Below are 19,866 nucleotides of genomic sequence, written 5' to 3'. Positions count from 1 at the left end.
CAAATTACTGATTTTCGGCTAAAGACTTTAAAAAAAATGAAACCGCAAAGAACACTAAGTTATTCGCAAAGCAATAATAAGTCTATCTTTGCGATCTTAACGTCGAAATCTTGGCGCACTTTACGGTTAAACATTCGGTAAATTTTGGGGTATGAGTTTAGTTAAAGCGAAAAAACATTTAGGTCAGCATTTTTTAACGGATAAGGGCATTGCGAACCGGATTGTAGAAAGTTTGGTCAATACCGACAAGTATAATCAGGTTTTAGAAGTTGGACCGGGAATGGGAATTCTTTCTGATTTTTTGTTGAAACGTGAAGATTTACAAACTTATTTAATTGACATTGATACAGAGTCTTATCATTTCTTAAACGAAAAATACCCGCAACTGGGTAATCGGTTAATTAATGGTGATTTTCTGAAATTAGACTTTGAAGCCAACTTTCCTGGTCAGTTTGCTATTATCGGTAACTTTCCCTACAATATTTCTTCTCAGATTTTATTTAAGATTTTAGATAACCGACATAAGGTTGTGGAGATGGTGGGCATGTTTCAAAAAGAAGTTGCACAACGGTGTGCTTCGCCGGCAGGCACAAAGGAATATGGAATACTAAGCGTTTTTCTTCAGGCCTATTATAAAATTGAATATCTTTTTACGGTTAAGCCTGGCACTTTCAACCCACCACCCAAAGTAAATTCTGCGGTTATCCGCCTAACCCGCAACGAGGTGGAGACACTAGATTGCGACGAAAAACTATTCTGGCGTGTAGTTAAAGCCGGTTTTAACCAACGAAGAAAAACATTGCGCAACGCGGTTTCTGCAGTAATGCCAAAGGATAAAATGGATGATCATATTTATTTTGAGAAACGTGCCGAGCAATTAACGGTTGATGATTTCGTGGCTTTAACGCAGCATTTAAGTAAATTGATGGTGCTCTAAATTTAGCCACAGATCGCAGATTGTAAAAATCTAAAAAATTAATTTATTGACATACTTATGGAGTTAGCGCCGAAATAAATTCGAGATGATTACATCAAGAAAAAAAATCGGTGTAATCCCAAAATCTGTGGAATCATATGCGAAGCGATTTCTTGCAATTTTGTGATTATAATGATTTAATTTCTGCTTTCCTTTGCGTCATATTCTAAAATATCATGGTTAATTACAGCGAAATTTTCAATGCACAAGGAATGGATTATCAAACCTATCGTGCCCTGGTCGACCAACTTTTACTAGAGGGTAAATCCACCAGTGAGGCTAGTTATGATTTGCATTATACCAAAATGAATGTGCAAAGAATGACTCGTGTAGATAAGACTGTAAGTTTAACAGACGAATTATCTTCAACCATTGATCATCTTAAAGAAAATTATAAGTTTTTAGTGATTACAGAAGGGTGGTGTGGAGATGCTGCACAAATTGTTCCGGTGTTTAATAAAATAGCAGTGGCGTCTTTAGGTAAAATCGATCTTAAATTTGTGCTTCGGGATAAAAACCTACCATTAATTGATGCGCATTTAACCAATGGTGGCAGAGCAATTCCGGTTTTAATTGTGTTGAATGAAACAGCCGATCAGGTGTTAGCTACCTGGGCACCGAGACCAAAGGTTTTACAGGAACTTTTGAGAGAGTGGAAAAAAGAAACAACTGAAATGCCAGTTTTGGCTGAAAAACTGCATAGTTGGTATGCAAAAGATAAAACACAAAGTACGCAGGCGGAGTTGAAAAGCGTTTTTGAGAAAATAAGATAACAAAAAGGCAGGGGAATTAAATCCAGCCATTTTGTTTTAGAAAATTATCAGATCAATTTTTAAAGTTAAAAGTATAAGGCTGTATGGCAAGCATATCTTTATCACCTAAACTTTGCAGAAAACTCTCGTTAAATTGATTAAATGGCAAACCAGTAACATTTTGCCAACCTGAATTTCCTAAAACCTTATTTAATTTAAAAGCAAATCGATATAACTTTAATTCCTGATCGTTTATAGAACCAACCATTGTATTTTCTCGAGTTTCAACATACATTAATCCTCCAGCTGTGGGCAATGCTAATGATTTTAATATTTTAGGCTGATATTTAACGATATCGTTATAAAGCTTTTCTGTGTTAGCATCTTTTCTAATATAATTATATATAGTTTCATAAAAGAATATCGTATTTCCATCTCTCTTGAAAGCACATTTCAGATAAACGGTTTTTTCTGAATTATAAAAATAAGCAGAATCTGCACTTATAAATTTTATTATTTCACCCCTTGGTTTGCTATCAATATCTGTATCAAGATTGAACATATTAATATCTTTAATAAAATCTTGGATGGTTTTTGAGTCTGTAATACTTGATCCCTTATTGCCGTAAAAAGATAAAGCTCTATCTTTAGTAATTGAAACTGCTTTAAATTCTGAATTAACGATATCGAAAGATTTATCTTTTTTACAAGATAATAGTGTAATGCTTATAGCAAAGGTTAAAATATAGAGAGCGTTGTTTTTCATGTAGTTAGCGTTAACTTTAGTTAAAGTATTAAAAATATATTGATTTAAAAGAAATCAAATTAATCAACAGAAACCGTTAATCCTTCTTGCTGTAAAATTTTCCGGTAAACTTCCATCTCTGTAAAGGAACCTTCCAACACCGGGCATTTTCCATCATTATGCACTTTCCAGGCAATTTTTTCTGATTGAGATTCGTTATAATCCAGGTACTTCATCATGCAATAAATCACATGATCGAAAGTATTGATATCATCATTCCACAAAATAAGGCGATGTACGGTTTTTATGGAAGTTAAAATTTCTTCGAGCGTAAAGGTCTCTTCTTTGGTTTCTGTAGACATAGTGCAAAAATAAACATTAGTATTAAGTATTTGGTATCAAGTATTAAGATTTTGTTCCTTTGCGAAGAATAATGCCTTAGTCAATAAATGATTAACTTTGTTTAACCAAATTATCAATTAACACATGCATCAATCCAAAATAGCAGGAATAGGTTATTACGTTCCAAAAAATGTTTATACTAATAGCGATTTGAGTCGTTTTATGGACACTAATGATGAGTGGATTCAGGAGCGTACGGGTATTAAGGAACGTCGTTTTGCAGACCGCTATGAAGAAACGACCACCACCATGGGAATTGAAGCAGCCAAAATTGCCATTCAACGTGCGGGGATAACTGTTAAAGAGGTCGATTTTATCGTTTTCGCTACGCTGAGTCCTGATTATTATTTTCCTGGTTGCGGTGTTTTATTACAACGTGAGATGGGAATGGGCGAAATAGGTGCCTTAGATATTCGCAACCAGTGTTCGGGTTTTGTTTATGCCCTTTCAGTGGCTGATCAGTTTGTTAAAACCGGGATGTATAAAAATGTTTTGGTAGTGGGGAGTGAGAAACACTCATTCGCTATGGATTTTGAAACCCGTAGCAGAAATGTTTCGGTAATTTTTGGTGATGGGGCAGGTGCAGTGGTGTTACAGCCTACAGATGAAAAAGGTAAAGGTATTTTAAGTACACATTTGCATAGTGATGGTGCGGATGCCGAAATGCTGGCGATGCATTACCCAGGTTCTCACGCTAATAAATGGGTGAAAGATAAGCCGGCTTTCCCGGATCAGGAATTGGGTGGATTATTTATGACACCAGAAATTTTAGCTAGCGGTGTTGTTCTACCTTATATGGATGGTCCGGCAGTTTTTAAGAAAGCAGTTGTTAAATTCCCTGAAGTAATTCGTGAGGCTTTGGTCGCTAATCATCTTACTGAAAAAGATATTGATCTGCTCGTGCCGCACCAGGCCAATCTTCGCATCAGTCAGTATGTGCAAAATCTGTTGGGCTTAAATGACGATCAGGTTTTTAATAACATCCAAAAGTATGGGAATACCACGGCGGCATCTGTGCCAATTGCTTTATGCGAAGCCTGGGAAGCGGGGAGAATTAAAGATGGCGATCTGGTTTGCCTTGCTGCTTTTGGATCTGGTTTCGCTTGGGCCAGTGCCTTGATTAGGTGGTAGCGAAGAATCTTTTTTTGTCCATTTCACCTTCGGGTTGATTACACAGATGTTTTGATTTCACAGATTTTATGAGTGTTTTTTATAAATAGTTGTTCGATGGGTTTCAAGCTTTAGTCTTTATTCCTTGCTCCTTATTCTTTAATCTTTTTCACCTTCGGTTTGATTACACAGATATTTTGATTTCACAGATTTGACTGGTAGCGTATTTTTTATAAATAGTTGTTCGAGGGGTTTTAAGCTTTAGTCTTTTGGCTTTGGTCTTTATTCCTTGCTCTTTAATCTCTTTCACCTTCGGGTTGATTTCACCTTCGGGTTGATTTCACCTTCGGGTTGATTACACAGATGTTTTGATTTCACAGATTTAATGAGTGTTTTTTATAAATAGTTATCGGTGGGTTTCAAGCTTCGGTCTTTATTCCTTGCTCCTTGTTCTTTAATCTTTTTCGCCTTCGGTTTGATTTCTCCTTCGGCTTGATTACACAGATGTTTTGATTACACAGATTTAATGAGTGTTTTTTATAAATCGTTACTCGGTGGGTTTTACGCTATAGCCTTTTGGCTTTGGTCTTTATTCCTTGTTCCTTATTCTTTAATCTCCTTCGGGTTGATTACACAGATGTTTTGATTACACAGATCTAATAAGTTTTTTTTCTAAATAGTTGTTCGATGGGTTTTAGGCTATAGTCTTTAAGCTTTAGTCTTTAAGCTTTGGTCTTTATTCCTTGCTCCTTGCTCTTTATTCCTTGCTCTTTCCACTATTTCTTCGCAATAAAATCTCCTAAATAACTGCATTCTCCGGTGGCAACCTGATAAAAGGGAGTTTTACTATATTTCAATTTCATTTCTTTAAAGTAGGGATTGTTATAATTTGCGTTGATGAAGTTTTTGTATTTCACGTCTTTTTTGTCCCAATAGCTGAAGGAATTTAATTTTGAATTTAAGATAATTTGCTTCTGTGCGCATTTGGCCAGCATGAAAGTACATTTCGCCTGGAAATCTGCATTTGAGCTCAATGCTCTGGCTTTCAGATACCAGTTTTTGGCAGTCTGCGCTTTTTTATAATCTACGTCATAGCCAAATTTTGCAGCACTTGCATTATCATAAGATGACCAGTCATAACTGATCAGGAACCAGCTGTTACCAAAATAACCTGTTTGATAAACTGCGTTCGCCATTTTGTAATAGTAAAGCGCCGCATTCTTTTTATCGCTGAGCGTTAATTTTTGTAAACGCAACATTTCTGCGGCAAAGGTTTTTTTAGTGATGGATGCTTTCGCAACCACGTATTGTTTTGGATAGTCGTTAATGGTTTGAATAAAAGGATTCGAATACAATTTGCCATTTGCATCATCAGCATACCAGTTCTCTGGGTTTGGATAATTATATGTTGGTGATACTTTTGCAAACATTTGAACCGCTTTATCATATTGATGCGTTCTTAAATAGGTAGTACCCCAAAGTTCATAAAATTCGTCATTGCTTAATTTATTCAACGCCTTCGCCAATAAGGCAACTACGTTGTCTCCATTGGCCTTGGCTTTATAGTTTGCAAGGGCCTGCATACTCCTCGGACTTAAGTTTTGTTGCCAGAACGAAGTGCTCTGATAACTCATGTTTTTAAAAAGTGAATTATTTTCTATTAGGTTGTATGATAAATCACCTTTCACCATTGCAAGCGCGGCTTTTGCAGTATCGCCCAGTTTGAGGTAAGCAGGCGATAAAATTTGCTGGTAAAAATTTCTTGTCGTTCTGGTGAAGCGTTTGTCCTCATTTGCCCAGTTATCATATTGCCCGTTTCGTAAAGTTTTGTTTTCTGCAAATCGCTTTTCATCCAACCATTTCAAAGAAGGCAAAAGCGCATTCTCATTAAAAGGATTTCCTTTTTTAATGTTTTTAGCTTTGATCAGTAAATCGGTAATCCGGTATTGGTCACGTAGTTTTTCTGAAAGCTTAGCTGGATTTAATTTTGCTAAATAATTCGATGCTTCGAGGTCTTTATTTTCCATCCAGGATAAATAGGCAGCCGTTAAAGTGCCAAGTTCAGGCTGTGGATATTTATTTTCAGCGGCTAGTTTAAGTGCAAAGCTTTTAACCTCGAGAAGTTGTTTCATGTTCAGGTTTTTAACGCTATCCATGTATTTTGAGTTATCGCTATTATTAAAATAATATTGATAAGATATTTGTGCGAGGTCGCTATCCCTGATCAAAGCTTGTTCCAACTTATTTACTTCCCGTACGAGAAGCGCACCATTTAATTGACTTTTCGGTTCGTATTGATAAACTTTAGTTAAGCTTTCGATATTAAAATCCGGATTTCCAAAGCCATTGATGGCCCAGATGCTTGCCTTTTCATCATTTGTTTTGGCATATTTAAGCGCACCATTTACAGGAGCGCTGTTGTAATAATAATTTTTATAGGCCTGGATTCTTCGCTCAGGATTACTGGTGAAAACTTTCGAAAATAAAAAAGCAGACTCTTCTGGATTGCCTAATCTTCTGGTTGATCCGGCATAAAGTGCTAATGCCCATCCTTTAACTGCACTTTTGGTTTTATTTGTTTTGACGAATTTATCGTATATGTTTTTACTTTCGGTATGCAAACCCGCATAATGAAACATCCTTTCTGCCTGGTAAGCATAGCGGAGTTTTAAAAAACTATCTTTTTCTACTTCCGTTAATTTTAATGCTGTTGTGGCCAGGTCGCTCATGGCCGTGGTATCTCTTGGTGCTGGATCCCAGAGATCGAAATTCACATTGGCAAAAGGTTCGGTGCTTTTTGCAAAATTGTAATACCTTAGTGCATTTTTATTTTTAACTATAGCCTGGATAAAAGTGTTCTTCTGTAAGCTATCTGGCAAAGATGAAACCTCGCCATCGAAATTAGCTAACTTGATACTTGTAGCGCTATCTACCTTATACATAACTTCATGAACGTCTTCTGGTTTAGCGTCCAGGTATTTAGCCCATTCCTGGCTGTTAATTTCAGACTCACTCACCACATCTTCTTCCCCATTTAAATAGGCCATTTGGTTGAATGCGAAAGGTGTGTATTCATCGCCCTGCACATTATTATGGAAATAGGAAATATAGTAGTCATAAGGATCTACTTCTCCACCGCAGGCGATGTTAACAGCGATTTCGCCAAAAAATGTAAAAAGGAAAACGCTAGAAATTAGCGATAACTTTTTGAAGGTCTTCATGCGTAAAATGTTTTAAAAGGTCGGTTTCAAGATGATAGAAAACAAGATTTCGTTCTCCTGGTTTCAAATATCGCGATAAAAATGTAGATGTGGCAAGTAAATCTTTAGCCGAAACTTCCTCCCATCTCACTACATCGCCTTGTTTTAGTCCTGCAGCCGGATAATCTGATAAAAGGTTATATAAAATAGAATTTCCTCTCTGTCTGAATCGCTTTTTATCTTGCAGCTGGCTTTTATTAAGCCGCTTTGAAATTCCTGCATATTGCTTATTTCTAAATATTACTGCCCACTCAAAAATAGGGAGTGCGACGTCCAGTTTCAATGGGTAATTTTCAAGAAAATCCTTCAGGTAAATGTCCATTTCATGTAGATCGAGAATAGAATTCTGATCACCATATTTACGCAGGTTCCCCATATTATAACACATTAACATCGCTTTTTCTACAGGAGGAATTCCGCTGGTGACCACATTTTTTACCTGGTGTAAGCGAAGTGTAACGGAAATGAGTTTCCCTTTCAGCAAGGGTTGGTTTTTCAGTTGCTTAAGAAAATTAAAATACTGATCGCGGGTGGTTTTAGTCCAGTCGCAATCAATCTGAAGTTCTGCGTAATTTTGTTTTCCAGCTTGCTTTATTTTGGCATCTACAAAAGTGGCGATCCGGTTGGCCAATAGCTTGGTTTTACCAGAATCAGTATCATTAAATATTCGGTTAACCAGAAAAACTACAGGAATAATCTCCACTTGCGGTGGTAGTGGATCGGAAAATTTTATCGGGGAAACAGGAACGGCTTGTTGACGGTCTGGATCAAAATCCACATCCATGATCCGAACATATAATGCTTTTGATTTAAACTGATCAAGATAATTGCTTTCAGATTTATCGTTATGGTAATCCGTTTTCCAATAGTAAAAGGTTGGATGAACAATTGATTTCTGTTTACAACAGAATAACAGAACCGTAGCCATCACTAAAATACTTATCTTGCGCATACTATATTTATCGATCCAAAAGTAATATAAAATGCGAGCAGTTTTACAAAGAGTTACCCAGGCAAGTTGCACGATTGATGGAGCAGTTACCGGTCAGATTGAAACGGGCTTCCTGGTGCTGTTAGGTATTGAAGCCGAAGATACCATGGAAGATTTAGATTGGCTGGCACAAAAGATTGTAGGCATGCGCATTTTTAATGATGAAAACGAAATGATGAATAAGGCGCTGGCAGATGTTGGAGGTGATATCTTGCTGATTAGTCAGTTCACTTTATTTGCTGCCACTAAAAAGGGTAACCGACCAGGATTTACCAGAGCAGCAAGACCTGCTGTTGCAATTCCATTGTATGAAAAAATGATTGATAAATTAGCAGCTTTAACTGGTAAAAAAATTCAAACAGGCATTTTTGGGGCCGACATGAAAATTGCTTTGATAAATGATGGACCAGTTACGATTATCATCGATACAAAAAATAAAGAATGAAATAATTAAGCAAGCTAATGCGACGTAAAAACGTTGTGCAGCGGATAAGATATAATTAGCAGGTTTATTCTATATTTGATTATCTTCAAAAAAATTATGATGAATATACGCTCCAATTCCTTCGTTAAAAAATTCTTTATTTTTATAGTATTAGCTGCATCATGTTTTTATGCATGTAAACGAATTGTTAAAACGGATGCCAGTGAAGATCCTACAGTTGATGATATTGAAGAAGTGTCAAAAACAGACTATCAAAGAGTCATGAATTTAAAACTGCCTTTGAAAACGGTTTTAATTGATCAAACATATTCCTTAACCATTCCCGAAAGCTGTGATTTTGAAGTGGAGAAAGTTACGCCTGAAGAGGTGGTACTGGGCAATATAGACCTTTCAAAAATCGACACCAGTTTGCTAAGTATAAATTTTGGGGATATTTTTACCAAACATGGAGGCCTATATTCAGAGCAGGTTTACATCATCCCTGCAAATGATCCAAAACGTTTTTCGATAGCGGATCTTAAAGCTGGCGACAAAAGAATAGATGCGGTTTATTATGAAGATGAAAACAGTATTATTTACAATGATGGTGAAACTTTTTTTACCTATTGCATTCAATATGATGAGGTGAAAAAATGCTTCCTTTTTTACAAAGCTGAAATCAGCTGGACTCAAAAATATCCTAAAAAGCAAAAGCTGGAACTTTCTGTACACCTGTTAAAACATGCAAAAAGCTTAATGACAACCAATTATTCGCCAGCTAAATTCGAATCATGGAGTGATTATGTTCAAAATATGCCGGTTTTAGAAGTGAATTGGGTAAATAATATATTCACTAAGATTGAGAAAGAACTTAAATACTTTCTGAATAAAGATGATCAGGTTTCGCCAAGAACGCCCGATAACTATACTTTTGTAGCGTTGTTTAGCCCATCGCCAGAAACGTTACGCAATTTCAATAAAGGTATTGATCAGATTAAAACCAATCAGGTTATTGAATCAGAATACGGTTCCAGAGATGAGATTCTAAACTTAATTAACCAATACACTTATCAATTAAGAGAAGAAGCAGGCTGTTACGTCGTTTCGAATAGTACAAAGATGAGAGACGGATATTCCGCTCATACTTTCACTACTGTTTTTTGTCCGGTTAATTACAAGGGCAGAACTTTTATCCTAAAAACAGATAAAGAGCTAACACCTGCTCACGCTGATTTTTTTGTTAAAATGTTTAGCCATTTTAGCAAATACTATACTTTAAATACAAATGTTAACCCATAACAATTCCGCTCTGCTATGTCTAAAAATTATTTATTTCCTATTCTATTTATTCTAGGTTTTAGCTCTTGCAACCCTGTTGGCAAGGAGTTAGCCGTACTAGAATTAACAAGCGGCGAAATTGTATCTGAAGAGAACGTAAGTTTAAAAAAAGGTGATGTGATTACCATTTGGACTAAAGTTTCTAAGAGTAGTGAAGACAAGGATGTTGCATTCCAGATTAAGTTCAATATCGAAAGTAGAGGGCAATCCATTCTTCTTGATAGCTTAGATGTAACTGCTAAAGACCACATCATTAACTCAACAACAACAAAAGAGTCTTATAATCAAAGCAGTTCTACTGGCGACAGTACTGTTTATTATACCGTGCATAAGTATGAAACGGAGAGTAAGAAATTTACCGCACCAGCTGATGGAAAATACACTTTCGATTTCAAGCTTACTGACCGTTCAAGTAATAGGAGTTTATTTGGGGATAAACTGGGAATAATACTTCGAAAATCTTAATTATTAAACTTATTGATGTAAACTTCGAAATCTTCTCGGCTTTGCTTTTCAAAATATGGGGTGTAAAAACACTTATGAAGAATGTAGTCTATAATGTAGTAAGTAACCATCATGGCCACGGTTCCAATCCATACAAAAGAGATTAATTTTTTCTGAATAAAAGGCCAGAGGCCATCTGCGAAGTCGAAAAAATCTTTAAGATCAGCATAGCACAGAATGATCACAGCTAAAAATGGGATTACCTTTGTACTCCATTTAAATCTGGCCAGCAGCATAATAGATATAGCAAACACCACCAATTTATATAATGGATCAAAGGTTCTATAATCTGGTTTAGCAGAAAGATAGTTATAGCTATAATATAAAATGAGCAGCGCACAATATATAATTAAATGTACGTTTCTGTTCTGTTTTAATTTATCAATATAGCTACCTGTCGTTTCTGGGTTTTGCTTAAATAAAAGTAAGGTGAAAAAGGATGCCAGATTGATTACAGGTAAAACTGATAATGCATTCACCACCCCGAAATAACGTTTTAACGTAAAGTTTCTATATTGAATTAAGGTGGCAAAAAACCTTCCACAGATGAAAAGCACAACCAAATTAGCGGAAATATAGAATAATGTCGAGAATTCTATAGCTGAAAAAGAGAAAGAAACCGTTAATGCTGATGCACCCATATCTAATACGGATAGTAGCAAGATAGGATAGCTAATTAAAAAACTCCATTTAAAAAAACTGGTCGAAACGGGCTGTTCATCTAACGGATTTAAAACCTGTTTTGCGTGATAGATTCTATTGGATAGATAAAAGAAACCAACTAAAACAGAAATCATTTTAAGTGATACAATTATGAATATAATAGATACTATAGCATCTTTTAAATAAAGATTGCTCGTGCTAAAGCTTCCGATGATGTTGTATAAAGAATCAGGATCAGAAGAGATGGTTACACTGAATATTAAGGTAAAAATAATTTGTATCAGCGTTGCCTTAATTTTTGAAATACTATTGATTTTACCTTCTTCTTTGAAATAAAACACAGCAAATACGAGAATTGGTAAAAAGAAACAAAGAATATCAATAAAGTGATAAATTAAGGTACTATCTCCAAAATCAAAATGATAATCGATAAAACTTGGCCAATCTTCTTTGAAAATATAATAAGGTGACCATAATAATTGGATGATAATCGCTTTTGAGAACATTTTGTTTTTGTAAAAATACCATGCAAAAATCAAACTTTCCAGGAACCAGGTTTGCACCCTCCATAAATAATCATAGGTAACCGTCTCGGGCCCGTAGCTATTGATGAAATAGCAACTAATTTGCAGAAAGGCTACAATTGCACCTAAAATCCAAATAGATTCCATTGCTTTTTGTTGTTTTTCACTGAAGAGCGTAGTCATAGGATCAATTTTGATAGCGTATTATTTGAGAAATAAAGTCTTTATATCAGCCTAAATTATGAAATTTAACCCAGTAAATATTAAAAGAAAAACATGACCATTAACGAAGCGCAAGAAACAGTAGATCAGTGGATCAATACCACGGGGGTCAGGTATTTTAATGAACTCACTAACACCGCAATTTTAATGGAGGAGGTTGGCGAGGTAGCCAGGATTATGGCCCGGAAATACGGCGAGCAATCATTCAAGAAAAGCGATGAAGATGTAAACCTTGCCGATGAAATGGCCGATGTAATGTTCGTGCTAATTTGCCTAGCAAACCAAACCGGCATCAACTTAACAGCGGCTTTTGAAAAAAATCTGGAAAAGAAAAGCATCCGCGATGCAAACCGACACAAGGATAATAAGAAGTTGAACCCCTAAATCCCCTAAAAGGGACTTGCCTGTCTGTCGTTTAAATAAGAAGTGATAGCCATAGTTATATACCTGCTTGCATAAACTTGAGCCTTTCAAACCCCTTTAGGAGGTTGGTGGTACAAACTCCATTAATGTTCTATATGCTACAAAGCGATTTTTAAACTTTTCGTTTAAATCTTCTTGTAAAGCTGGCGCGTATACCTGTTGGTATTGGTCGTAATTTTCCATGCTTTCTGCCACATATTGTGTGCAATAGGTAACACCTTCATTGGGTGAATCTAAAACTTTTAACAAGCGATTGGACACAAACATTCCGGTCGCCATTACCTCTGGAATATGAGTTTCCTGCATCCACTGCAACCATTCATCAGCTGCAGATTCTTCTAAAATCAGCGTAACATTATATAAAAGCATGTTGCAAAGATAACCAAGTTAAACGGAAGAAAAAATGGAATGATTATATTCGTCAGTTTACTATTTTGACACTAACAATGATAAAAATTACAACATCTGCTTCCACTTCAGACCTCAAAGGCATTATCTCACTTCAGAAGCAGAATCTAAAATCAGATTTATCTACCGAAGAAATTAAGGAACAGGGGTTTGTTACTGTTTCTCATACACTTGATGATTTGGAGAAAATGCATCTTCATGAGAAAAACATTATTGCAAAAGATAGTGACAATATTATTGCCTATGTATTAGGAATGACGGAGCAATCTAAAAATGATATTCCCCGATTAGTAGAAATGTATGAGAGTTTTGATCACATTCAATATAAGGGAAAGTCTGTTGCCGATTACAACTATATTGTAGTGGGGCAAGTTTGCGTAGACAAGAATTACCGGGGGCAAGGGTTATTTGATAGCTGTTATGAGGCTTATCAAGACCATTTTAAAGAAAAGTTCGATTTTGCGATTACCGAAATTGCAAGTATTAACTTAAGATCCATGCGTGCGCATGAACGAATTGGCTTTAAAACTATTTACACTTATACAGATCACACGAATACGGAATGGAATGTGGTGGTTTGGGATTGGAGTTAATTAAATCCTTGAGAAAATTTTGGTTAGAAATGACTAAACACCGTCTCCACGTAAATTTCTAAATCTTTTTCTGGCTTCGGCGCTAAACATACTGCCTGGATAGTCGGTGATCAGTTTTTGGAAATAGCTTTTTGCCTGCGCCATATCATTGAGTCTCTTTTCGTATAAATCTCCCAATGTAAAAAGGGCGTCATCGGTCCAGATGCCATCTTTAAAATTATCTGTCACCTTTTTTAGTAAATCAGCTGCTTTTTGAAAATCGCCAGACTTAATATAGATTCTTGCCTTACTCATCAAAACTGCATCTGCCAAACCATTGTCAGGATAAGCAACCGCGATGCTATCCAGTTTTTTTACGGCTTGCACAGGTAAATTTCTGAACAACAACATTTCTGCATCTGCATACATTTTTAATGCGTTGCTATCTGTTGGGGTTTGAATATTATCAGAGATCAGCAAGCTTAAGTTAAGTGCATCATTGGCAATTAATTGTGAAGTTGCAGCTTTCAGTACCTGGCATTGGCCGTTGCTGTAATCAAAATTACCTTGATAAAATGAAAGTTTAGCACTTCTAAATCTGGCTTCATTTCCAATAGGTTGTCCTTCAAATTGCTTGCTTACCTGCTCGTAAACCAGAAATGCTTCCCAGGGTTGATTTGTTAAAATGTAAACGTCTCCTAAATCAAGCTTCAGCTGTCCGATATCTGATGAATTAATTCCAGGGAGCTGGAGTGCCTCTTCCAGGCTTTTCTCTGCATTACCTGGTTGATTTAAGTAATATGCCTGTAGGTTAGCCAGTTTTTTAATGGCAAATAATGTATTTTTATTTTTCCCGTTTTCTTCCAGCAAAACCTGATAATCTTTAGCTAGTACTGCTAATTCAACTGCTGTATATTTGCCAGAAGTTTGAAGATTATATTTCGTATTTAACATTTCAATCTTCGCCGGAAGATAGTAGAGGCTTTCTTTTCCTTTGGTTAACAGGTATTCATAAGCTTTTACAGCGGTTTCATAGGCACCATTATCTACGAAAGTGGAGACGGCATTAAATAAAGTCCCTCCGTCTGCTTTCGTACGTTTGTCAAAAGCAATTAGTTGTCGCAAGGCCATGTCGAATTCCTGTTGCTGAATATAATTCCAGGTTAATAAATTAATATAAACTTCTGCATCAGGTTCTTTTTGAATTTTTCTTAATATGGCAGTCTGAAAAACCTGATAATCATTTTTATCCTCAAAAATCATCGATAGGGTACTTTCTGCTTGTGGCAGCAATTGTGGAATAGAGGCTAAGATATCCAGGTATTCCTGCATCAGCATTGGTTTATCTTTTTTGAAGCGGTAGATGTTTAATAGTTCTGGCGCAAAAAGTTTATCGTCGCCTAACAATTTTCTTCCCTGTTTAAACGTCTGTACGGCTAAATCATAGTTCTCAAACCGATAAAAGTTATTTGCCAGATTTCTGATTTTAAATTCTTCTTTAGGTAGTTTCGCAATGATCTCATTGAAGATTTTATTCGCCGCGCCAACATCACCCTTTTCCTGGTAAAGCTTGCCAAGGGCTATCGGATAAGCATCGTTTCCCGGGTTTTGCTTTACAAATTTTTTAACTAATTTCTCGGCAGCATCATATCGGTTAAGTTTAATTAATGTATTGAAATAAACATCGAAATATCCCTGATTGCTGGGATTAAGAAGAATTTTTTCAAATAATACAACTGCTTTTTCATAATCGCCATCCCGGTAATATTGGATAGCTAAAGCACTTTCGTCATTTATAAAAGATTGATTATTGCGGGAAATCTGTGCCTTCACACTGAAGCTTAAAAGAAAAAAAACGAAGACTATTAAGCGATTCATAATCCTTGGTTGTAAATTTTAAATGTAGCAAAAAGCCTTCAAAGGTAAAAGTTTTACAATAAAAGAATAACTAAATGGATTTAGCTGGCAGTGAGTGGCATGCTTGTTTATTTTAATAAAATTGTTACCTCTATTTTGTTTTGTCCGTTGCCGATAAATACTAATTTCACCAGCACGCCAGCATTTGTACGGTAAGTAACATTGTTAGTGTAAAGCGTGGTTAAGTGATTGTGATACCTATTTTTGTGGTCCTGGTGAGGAATTATTTATGCTGAAACGAATTATTCTATTGATTTTTATTGCCGCAATCTGTGCTTGTAAAAGTTCGGATCAGGTAAATATTATCCCGGTAGATGATTTCTTTAAAACGCAGGATAAAGCTTATTACCACATTTCGCCGGATGGCAAAAGCCTGTCTTACTTAAAACTGCAGGATAAAAAACTAGATCTTTTTGTAGAAAATCTTGCCAGCGGGAAGAGTGTTCAGCTCACGCACCTCACCGAAAAATCCATCAGTTTCCACTTCTGGACCAGCAACAACGAATTGATTTACTACACTGAAGATGATACCAAAGAGCGCAGATCTGATCTTTTTGTAATTAATAAGGATGGCAGTAAACAGGTTCAACTGAGCTCGAACGAGAAAACCCGGGTGCGGGTTATTGAAGATCAACTGATTGATGATAAGTATATTATCGTTGCTTCGAACAGGAGAGATTCTACTGTTTTCGATGTTTATCGCTTAAATGTGCGCGATGGGAAAATGGAAATCGCAGCAAAAAATCCAGGTAATATTACCGAATGGATGACCGATAACAAAGGGATTCTAAAAATTGCAGTTGCAAGTGATGGCGTGAACGAAACACTGCTTTACCGTGAAAATGAAAGTAGACCTTTCGCACCGGTAATTACCAATAATTTTGAAACAACGTTTCAGCCAGTTGCTTTTCCAGAAAATGAGCCTAATGTTTTGTATGCAATCTCTAACGCAAACCGGGATAAAAATGCCTTGGTGGCATTGGATTTGAAAACAGGTAAAGAGAAAAAGGTTTTGTTTGCCAATGATACACTTAACGTTGTAGAAACCAGGTATTCCAGAACTCAAAATAAAATTATGTTCGTAACCTGTGAGACTTGGAAAAAGCAGAAATATTACCTTGATGACAGTTCGAAATTTACCTATAGTAAAATAGATAGGCTTTTGCCGGGTACAGAGTGGCGTATCATGGATAAAGATAAGATGGATAATGTATTCATATTAAGGACATTTACCGATAAAAATCCAGGTTCGTATTATCTATATACAGCCAGCGAAAATAAGCTTAAGAAACTTACAGATATCAACTCATCCATAAAGGAAGAAATGATGAGCGCTATGAAACCCATTAGTTTCAGAAGCTCAGATAGCTTAACCATTAATGGCTATTTAACTTTACCAAGAGGAAAAAAGAAAACCAATTTACCGGTAGTTGTTTTGCCGCATAATGGGCCAGGTGGAAGAAATTCATGGGGGTATAATGCAGAAGTACAGTTTTTAGCCAATCGTGGTTATGCCGTGTTGCAGGTAAATTATCGTGGTTCAACCGGGTATGGTAAATCATTCTATGCAGCGGGTTTTAAGGAATGGAGTGATAAAATTCAGGAAGATGTGAATGATGGTGCACGTTGGTTGATTGATCAGAAGATCGCTAATCCAAAAAAAATTGCCATTTATGGGAATGGTTTTGGGGGATATATTGCATTGAATTGTTTGTATAAAAATTCTGATATTTATAGTTGTGGAGGATCTAATTCTGGTGTAATTAATTTATTTAGTTACCTTAAAGGAATTCCACCATTCCTAAAGTCGAATTTACAGATGTATTATGAAATTATTGGCAACCCGGTAACGGATACAGACTACCTGCGCTTTGCATCTCCGGTTTTCCATGCAGATCGGTTTAAATCTCCGATTTTTATCGCTCAGAATCCTAAAGATCCCCGGGTAAATGTGGCCGAAGGTGTTCAGTTTATTAAAGAACTGAAAAAACGAAATGTGCCAGTAACTTATATTGAAAAGGAAGAGGGACCAAACCCAATTAAAAGACAGCAAGGGCGAACTGCCTTATACAAAGCGTTAGAGGAATTTTTAAAGACTAATATCAGTAAGAAGTAAGGTATGGCGCTGGATAAGAAAAGCGGCTATCGCAAAAATTTCTCGCTGGGTGTTACGTTCATTGTATTGATTTCAATCTTATTTATACTCTCTCTATTTCTGGCGTTCAACTTTAGTAAAAAATCCATAGAAAATGAATTTGTATCAGAAAAAGTAAATGTTCTGGAGCAAAGCATTAAGCCATACAACGATTTTTTTCAAAACAAAATGCCGGAGATTTCATATTATAATGGCTTCCTCGACTCAGCCACAGCGGCAAAATTTGTAGATACCATTATTGTTAAATATCCATTTGTTTCCAGGGTTACGTTTTACGATACTGAAGTAAAAAATGTTGCCGTAAAGGATGGAATGAATGTAGGGAACTTGTCTATTGGCCCTAAGTCTATTTTTCAGTTTGGCAGAGGTATCTCAGTAGATTCTATCCGATTATTTTCTGAATCTGATACACGGTCTTTCAAAGTAGGGGATGATTTCAATGCCATGGCTTATAAATTGGTAACCTTCGTTGATCAGCTGGATACCACTGCTGTTCCAACCCAGGAAGAACTTTTTACGAACTTTTCAGTGGTTAACTCTAACAAAATCACCTATCTAAATATTCCCCGAAGAGAAGATTTAAAGATTTATAAAGACATGATGCGGCGCAAGCTAAATCTGCTCCCGGTTTATCAACAGGATATGTTGGTTTTTCAGCTTGACCCCAATAAAATAAGAGTCGTAAATACCCGGCCACTGTTATACCAAAAAATTCAGGTAGAGCCTTTAACATACGATCCGATTGATACTTCGGAAGAGAATATGACTACTGAGATTGCCCTGCCTGGTGCTTTCTCTGATTTTAAATTGTATTTTACCAGTTCTAAATCCTATATCAAAAGGGAAACCTTTATTTATTTTATGCCCATTGCATTGGTTTTGCTATTGGTTTATGGAGTGTTGCTTTTAGTAGCCTTTCTAATCTACCGCAACTTGAACATCAATAGTAAAATGTTTAAACTCCAGTACGATTTTGTAAATAACCTTACGCACGAGTTTAAAACACCGGTTAGTGTGATAAAAATAGCAGGAAATAATATTAAGAGTGCAACGGTGCTGAGCCAGAAAGAGCAACAGCTTTATGGTAAAATATTAGATGAAGAAGCCGATAAACTAAATGGCTTGATGAATAAGTTACTGGCCTTTACGCAGATTGAAAATAAGGCCATTAAATTGAACCAGGAAACGGTAAATATCAGCGATTTTATTGAAAGTACTATCGAATCGCACACTTTGAAACATCCCGATTTTAAGATGACTTATGAAGTGGTCGGATTTAAAACCTTCATTACCGATCCGGTGTTATTAGGTAGCCTGTTCGATAATCTGGCAGAAAATGCCTACAAGTATTCAAAACCAGAAAATAAGAAGCTTCACATCAGTGCCAAGTTAATTAAAGGTGTGCTGGTGTTCCGTTTTGCAGATAAGGGTATTGGAATTCCCTCAGGAGAATTAAATAATATTTTTAAGAAGTTTTTCAGGATTCAAAACGAATATAACCAAATGGGAAGTGTAGGCCTTGGTTTGGCATTTTGCAAAGAACTGGTTAACTTTATGGAAGGAGAAATCTCTGTTAAAAGTAAAGTGGGCATGGGCACAGAGTTTAAAATAGTACTGCCGTATAATAGTTAAAATGTAATTGAAACGTTGGATATAGTAGAAAGTTTGAAAGTTATCATGTGGTTTTGACAACCTTTAATCTTTTCAACCTTTAATCTTTACCACATATAAACACATATAAATGTCTAAAGAAGTAAAAATATTAATTGTAGAAGATGATGAAAATCTTCGTTTTTTAGTTGCACACCGTTTAAAAACTGAAGGCTATCATGTATTAGAAGCAAATGATGGCGAATCGGGCGAGCGCATGATTATTGCTGATCAGCCTGATATTGTTTTATTAGATTGGATGATGCCCGGAAAACAAGGTGCCGAAGTTTGCGAGAGTGTTCGTAAACAGGGGTTCGAAAATCTGGTAATCATGATGACGGCAAAGGCACAGGATGTTGATAAAATTGATGCCTATAACTTTGGTGCATCAGATTATATTACCAAACCATTTAATATGGATGTTTTGGTAGCCATGCTGGAGAGTAAGGTGAAGTTCATTGTAAATAAAGATACGGCCGAGATTCATCGTTTCGGTAATATGGAGCACCATCCAAATATCCATACGCTATTCAGAGATGGGAAAAAGATTGAGCTTACGATTTTAGAAAACAGAATCCTGCTTTATTTCTTAAGAAACCCGGGCAAAGTGATTAACCGCGATGAATTGATGTTGGTGGTTTGGGGTTATAACTCTGATGTAAATACACGTACGTTAGATATGCACATTGTTCGCTTACGTAAGAAAATAGAATTGAATCCGGATAACCCGCAATTGCTGCAAACCGTTCGTGGTGTGGGCTATCGCTTTAATGCGGGATAAGAAAATGATTGAATGATTGAGTTTTGAATGGGAGAATGGTTAGGGTATC

At 36.2% G+C, this 19,866-nt stretch carries 18 protein-coding genes; 11 read left to right on the top strand and 7 right to left on the bottom strand.

Annotated features, from left to right (window positions below; translation table 11 throughout):
• Window positions 1-151: 151 nt before the first annotated feature.
• Both rsmA and SOM16_RS02110 read left to right on the top strand, forming a co-directional pair.
• Complete coding sequence (gene rsmA, locus SOM16_RS02115) at window positions 152-937, top strand: 16S rRNA (adenine(1518)-N(6)/adenine(1519)-N(6))-dimethyltransferase RsmA (RefSeq protein ID WP_320462332.1); 786 nt, start codon at window positions 152-154, stop codon at window positions 935-937.
• Between the two features lie 215 nt (window positions 938-1,152).
• Window positions 1,153-1,749, top strand: coding sequence for a thioredoxin family protein (locus tag SOM16_RS02110; RefSeq protein WP_320462331.1), 597 nt, complete (start codon window positions 1,153-1,155; stop codon window positions 1,747-1,749).
• Between the two features lie 52 nt (window positions 1,750-1,801).
• On the opposite strand, the gene SOM16_RS02105 is transcribed toward SOM16_RS02110, so the two are convergent.
• Entirely contained in the window at window positions 1,802-2,494 is a 693-nt protein-coding gene (locus SOM16_RS02105) for a hypothetical protein (protein WP_320462330.1), read from the bottom strand.
• Between the two features lie 59 nt (window positions 2,495-2,553).
• Window positions 2,554-2,835: an ATP-dependent Clp protease adaptor ClpS gene (locus tag SOM16_RS02100; RefSeq protein ID WP_320462329.1), complete on the bottom strand. Its 282-nt coding sequence runs from the start codon at window positions 2,833-2,835 to the stop codon at window positions 2,554-2,556.
• Between the two features lie 124 nt (window positions 2,836-2,959).
• Here SOM16_RS02100 and SOM16_RS02095 point away from each other — a divergent pair, with 124 nt between their 5' ends.
• Window positions 2,960-4,006: a beta-ketoacyl-ACP synthase III gene (locus SOM16_RS02095; protein WP_320462328.1), complete on the top strand. Its 1,047-nt coding sequence runs from the start codon at window positions 2,960-2,962 to the stop codon at window positions 4,004-4,006.
• A 755-nt stretch (window positions 4,007-4,761) separates the two neighbouring features.
• Here the strand turns inward: SOM16_RS02095 and SOM16_RS02090 are convergent.
• Both SOM16_RS02090 and SOM16_RS02085 read right to left on the bottom strand, forming a co-directional pair.
• Window positions 4,762-7,206, bottom strand: a complete 2,445-nt coding sequence (locus SOM16_RS02090) for a hypothetical protein (protein WP_320462327.1) — start codon at window positions 7,204-7,206, stop codon at window positions 4,762-4,764.
• On the bottom strand, window positions 7,172-8,197 hold the full coding sequence (locus SOM16_RS02085; protein WP_320462326.1) for a hypothetical protein: 1,026 nt from the start codon (window positions 8,195-8,197) through the stop codon (window positions 7,172-7,174). The genes SOM16_RS02090 and SOM16_RS02085 overlap by 35 nt, the downstream gene beginning before the upstream one ends.
• Before the next feature lie 31 nt (window positions 8,198-8,228).
• Between SOM16_RS02085 and dtd the strand changes: the two genes are divergently transcribed.
• From dtd to SOM16_RS02070, 3 genes are all read left to right on the top strand, one after another.
• Window positions 8,229-8,681, top strand: a complete 453-nt coding sequence (dtd, locus tag SOM16_RS02080; protein ID WP_320462325.1) for a D-aminoacyl-tRNA deacylase — start codon at window positions 8,229-8,231, stop codon at window positions 8,679-8,681.
• A gap of 96 nt (window positions 8,682-8,777) precedes the next feature.
• Window positions 8,778-9,959 carry a hypothetical protein gene (locus tag SOM16_RS02075; protein WP_320462324.1) on the top strand — a complete coding sequence of 394 codons (1,182 nt, stop codon included), beginning with the start codon at window positions 8,778-8,780 and terminating at the stop codon, window positions 9,957-9,959.
• A 15-nt stretch (window positions 9,960-9,974) separates the two neighbouring features.
• Window positions 9,975-10,463, top strand: a complete 489-nt coding sequence (locus SOM16_RS02070) for a hypothetical protein (protein ID WP_320462323.1) — start codon at window positions 9,975-9,977, stop codon at window positions 10,461-10,463.
• Here SOM16_RS02070 and SOM16_RS02065 read toward each other — a convergent pair.
• Entirely contained in the window at window positions 10,460-11,872 is a 1,413-nt protein-coding gene (locus SOM16_RS02065; RefSeq protein ID WP_320462322.1) for a hypothetical protein, read from the bottom strand. The two genes, SOM16_RS02070 and SOM16_RS02065, sit on opposite strands and share 4 nt — an antisense overlap.
• A 93-nt stretch (window positions 11,873-11,965) precedes the next feature.
• Here SOM16_RS02065 and SOM16_RS02060 point away from each other — a divergent pair, with 93 nt between their 5' ends.
• Window positions 11,966-12,295 carry a nucleotide pyrophosphohydrolase gene (locus SOM16_RS02060; RefSeq protein WP_320462321.1) on the top strand — a complete coding sequence of 110 codons (330 nt, stop codon included), beginning with the start codon at window positions 11,966-11,968 and terminating at the stop codon, window positions 12,293-12,295.
• 96 nt (window positions 12,296-12,391) lie between these two features.
• Here SOM16_RS02060 and SOM16_RS02055 read toward each other — a convergent pair whose 3' ends face one another.
• Entirely contained in the window at window positions 12,392-12,703 is a 312-nt protein-coding gene (locus tag SOM16_RS02055) for a DUF4286 family protein (RefSeq protein ID WP_320462320.1), read from the bottom strand.
• Window positions 12,704-12,780: 77 nt separating this feature from the next.
• Between SOM16_RS02055 and SOM16_RS02050 the strand changes: the two genes are divergently transcribed.
• Entirely contained in the window at window positions 12,781-13,335 is a 555-nt protein-coding gene (locus SOM16_RS02050; RefSeq protein ID WP_320462319.1) for a GNAT family N-acetyltransferase, read from the top strand.
• Window positions 13,336-13,368: 33 nt separating this feature from the next.
• Here SOM16_RS02050 and SOM16_RS02045 read toward each other — a convergent pair whose 3' ends face one another.
• On the bottom strand, window positions 13,369-15,192 hold the full coding sequence (locus SOM16_RS02045) for a tetratricopeptide repeat protein (RefSeq protein WP_320462318.1): 1,824 nt from the start codon (window positions 15,190-15,192) through the stop codon (window positions 13,369-13,371).
• Between the two features lie 268 nt (window positions 15,193-15,460).
• On the opposite strand from SOM16_RS02045, the gene SOM16_RS02040 reads away from it, so the two are divergent.
• The 3 genes from SOM16_RS02040 to SOM16_RS02030 all read left to right on the top strand — a co-directional run bounded on the left by SOM16_RS02040 (window position 15,461) and on the right by SOM16_RS02030 (window position 19,817).
• A complete protein-coding gene (locus SOM16_RS02040) occupies window positions 15,461-17,347 on the top strand; it encodes a S9 family peptidase (protein WP_320462317.1) in 1,887 nt (628 codons plus the stop codon).
• 3 nt (window positions 17,348-17,350) lie between these two features.
• Window positions 17,351-19,018 (top strand): HAMP domain-containing sensor histidine kinase, encoded by a 1,668-nt coding sequence (locus SOM16_RS02035; RefSeq protein WP_320462316.1) that lies wholly within the window; start codon window positions 17,351-17,353, stop codon window positions 19,016-19,018.
• A gap of 109 nt (window positions 19,019-19,127) precedes the next feature.
• Complete coding sequence (locus SOM16_RS02030; protein ID WP_154280404.1) at window positions 19,128-19,817, top strand: response regulator transcription factor; 690 nt, start codon at window positions 19,128-19,130, stop codon at window positions 19,815-19,817.
• Window positions 19,818-19,866 lie beyond the last annotated feature (49 nt).

Source organism: Pedobacter sp. CFBP9032 (assembly GCF_034045265.1).
Classification (GTDB): domain Bacteria; phylum Bacteroidota; class Bacteroidia; order Sphingobacteriales; family Sphingobacteriaceae; genus Pedobacter.
Note: the sequence above shows the minus strand (reverse complement) of the source record. Positions and strands in the feature narration are given on the sequence as shown.